This window comes from Synechococcus sp. R8-2, assembly GCF_047461715.1.
Taxonomy (GTDB): domain Bacteria; phylum Cyanobacteriota; class Cyanobacteriia; order Thermostichales; family Thermostichaceae; genus Thermostichus.
The window spans coordinates 1-3,276 of sequence record NZ_JANSHQ010000667.1; the positions used below are offsets into that span (position 1 = coordinate 1).

Here is a 3,276-nt window from a genome sequence, read left to right on the forward strand (position 1 = left end):
AGCAAAGAGCGGATGATCAAGGCGTAGTAGGCGGGAACTCGAAAGGGAAAGTCGTACATCACCCCCGAGAGCCGATCGGTGATGCTCTTGAAATTCAGTTCGGAGACCGATTTGCCCATCGCTTCGGCGAAGACAGCTTCCAGAGCAGGGATGATGGGAGTCAGGTCGGTATCTGGATCCAGGAACTCCAAGTCCACGTAGTCTTGGGCCAGCCCGGCAAAGTCTCGGTTTACCAAATGCACAATCGCCTTGATCAGGCCGTAGCGCTGATGGGGCGCGATGGTGCTCATCATGCCGAAATCGATATAGGCCAGCCGCCCGTCGTACATGGCCAAGAGGTTGCCCGGGTGGGGATCGGCGTGGAAAAAGCCATTTTCCAAAAGCTGCTTGAGGGAGCAATTGACGCCGATCTCGATCAAGTGCCGTCCATCCAGCCCCGCAGCAGCGATTTTGTCAACCTGAGTCAGCTTGATGCCATCAATCCACTCCATCGTCAGCACCTTGGTGCGGGTGTACTCCCAGTAAATTTTGGGAGCGTAGATGGAGGGGTGACGGTACAGCGCCAGGAACCGCTCGGCATTGCGGCCCTCCTGCGTGTAGTCCATTTCTTCGTAGAGGCGCCCGGCAAACTCATCGACGATGCCCACCAGGTCGCTGCGGATGCGGCGGAAAGTGCGTTTGGCCCAGGCGGCCAGGCTGCGGACAATATACATGTCGAGAGAGATGCGCCCAATCAAGTCGGGCCGCTGCACCTTGACGGCGACTTTCTCTCCGGTATGCAAGTAGGCTTGGTACACTTGCCCCAAGCTGGCGGCGGCAATCGGCTCGGGGCTGATCTCTCGAAAGATTTTGTCTACGGGTTTGCCGATTTCCGACTCGATGAGGGCAAAAGCGATGGCATTGTCAAAGGGGGGCAGCTCATCCTGCAGTTTGGCCAGTTCCTCCAGAAACAGGGGCGAAACCAGATCGGGACGGGTGGAGAGGGCTTGGCCGATTTTGATGGCTGTCGGCCCCAATTCCGTGAGGATCTCCCGTAGCCGGGCCGCATGTTTGGGGCGATTCTTCAGTTCTACTCCCCGCCAGCGATCCCAAAACACCCAGGCCAACAAGCCCAAAAAGGGGGTGATCAACTGAAACAGGCGCCGCACCACCAGATCCCAGCGCCCTCGATATTGCTTGGCCAACTGCTCTGGGTCGTAACGCAAGCTTGGCTCAGGAACCACCCCCAGATCTGCCGGAGGGATGGAGACAGCCCCAGAACCCAAGCCATCCTGCCTCGCTGCTATTGTCACTACCGGTGTTGCGCCCATAGATGCCCCAACGGATTCCGTAACACATCTTAACTTGCTGGCTCAGCCTGGCGACCCTCGGAGACAGCCACCAGCCTGCTCGATTGGGTTTGAAAAGGCGGGACGAACCTTCGGAATAAGGATCTTCAGTCTTTTCCCTGAGGAGTTGACAGCAGCCCACCTCTGGGGATCCCCACCAAAACTAGAATGGGAAAACTGCGCTCTCTGCCTCTGTGTCTGGATCTCCCCCTCTACGGCCTGCCGAGCCGAGTGTGACCGGATTTGCAGCCCTTAAGGCGCGCCACGTGCTGTTGGCCTTCTTGGTGATCAACCTGGGGGTAGGCTTGGGAGCCATCGCCTTGGCCCAGCTGTTTCATCTCCCATCTGACGATCCTCTGCTGGCCGACTTTGTCTATTGCGCTACATTTGTCCTCACCTGTATCTGGAGCTGGCGACGGGGGCAGCAAGCCCATCTGCAGATGAGACGGCTGTGGGGCAACTGGCGGGCTGCTATTCCTTGGGGATCCCTGCTGCGGGTGGTGCCGGCTTTGGTAGTGCTCTCCCTGGGCACAACTTTGTTGATGCTCTACCTGGTATCCCTGCCTGCGCCGGAGCTGGCGGAGTCGATGCTGCACTCACTGGGGGAAGAGGATAGGGAAACGGCCTGGCCGCAGATGTATCAGGGGTTGCGCTGGCTCTCGATTGGGGTGGTGGCCCCCATAACGGAGGAGTGGCTGTTTCGCGGCATCTTGCTACACCGCTGGGGCCTCAAGTGGGGCCTCTCCAGAGGTCTGCTGGCTTCTTCTGGGGTATTTGGCCTGCTGCACCCCAACCCCGTCGGGTTGACGGTGTTCGGCCTGGTGATGGGCCTGTTCTACCTGCAGACCCGCTCCCTGACCTTGCCTGTCTTGGCTCATGCCTTGAACAATCTCTTGGCTTTAGCGCCGGGATCCCTAGGAGGGGGAAGGATGGAACCAGCTGATCCAGTCGGGGCTTTCCACCTCTACTTTGGCCTGTTCTGTCTGGGGATAGCTGGGTTCATTTTGGTTCCCTTCGTCCGCTTCCATTGGCCGGAGCGTGGGGCTTGCTTGCCCTATTTCCTGAACCGCTGAGTATTGACTTCCTCACACTTTCCCTCCTGTCTGACGGACTTGTCTGACAGAAGAGCGCTGCCGTGGGATCCCCATGGGAAGTGGCGGAGGTTTGATTGATAAGGAATGCAAAGAAAACGCCAAAAACTGTCACTCGATCTCGGGAAAAAGCTGTGTGGATGGGGATATCCTGAAATAGGCAGCAACAGATTCCAGTGCAAAGTTTAGCTGTGGCTCGCTGGCCGATGGGGTAGTCGTTGGGCCGGGGGTCAGCCCAGAGGGTCAACATGGAAAGGCGGTCTTTTCTGCAAAAACTCCTCCTGGTTGCTGCCGGTCTTGGCCTATCCCCTGGCTGGTTGAGGGGCCGGGCTGAGCGATATGGGCAAGCTTTGGCGGCTGGCTCCCGCAAGCTGGCTGTTCTCATCGGTATTAACCGCTACCTTGGCGAGGGATCCGCGCTACAAGGGTGTTTGACAGATGTGGAGTTGCAGCGGGAGCTACTCCTCTATCGCTTTGGTTTTGACCCGGCAGACATTCTCACCCTTACCGATGGGGCAGCCACGCCGGCTGGGATCCAATCGGCCTTTGCAGAGCACTTGGGGGGTCAAGGTCACACGGCTGAAACGGTAGTGGTGCAGTTTAGCGGCTATGGCCAGTGGCGGCTGGGATCCGCGCCCAACTGTTGGCAGCCGGTGCTGCTGTTGTCTGGCTCTGAGGGAGTGGCAGCAATGGAGCTAGACAGCTTTTTCCGGCTTTTGGAAGGCTTGGGCACTGCCCAGATCACCACCCTTCTGGACTGTGGCTTTACCTATGTCTCGCCGTCGGTGCGAGGCAACTTGCAACTGCGTTCCCGTCCCCCAGCCGCGATCTCGGACTCCAAGGACTCCGTCCCGCTG

At 58.6% G+C, this 3,276-nt stretch carries 3 protein-coding genes; 2 read left to right on the top strand and 1 reads right to left on the bottom strand.

The genetic code is table 11. The features are described 5' to 3' along the window. A partial coding sequence (locus NW819_RS13690; RefSeq protein ID WP_414414085.1) for an ABC1 kinase family protein occupies positions 1–1,310 on the bottom strand: 1,310 nt, incomplete at its 3' end. A gap of 212 nt (positions 1,311–1,522) precedes the next feature. Between NW819_RS13690 and NW819_RS13695 the strand changes: the two genes are divergently transcribed. Together NW819_RS13695 and NW819_RS13700 are read left to right on the top strand one after the other, a co-directional pair. Next, positions 1,523–2,401, top strand: coding sequence for a lysostaphin resistance A-like protein (locus NW819_RS13695; RefSeq protein ID WP_414414086.1), 879 nt, complete (start codon positions 1,523–1,525; stop codon positions 2,399–2,401). A 266-nt stretch (positions 2,402–2,667) separates the two neighbouring features. Further along, positions 2,668–3,276: caspase family protein (locus NW819_RS13700; RefSeq protein WP_414414087.1), on the top strand; the 609-nt coding region annotated here is incomplete at its 3' end.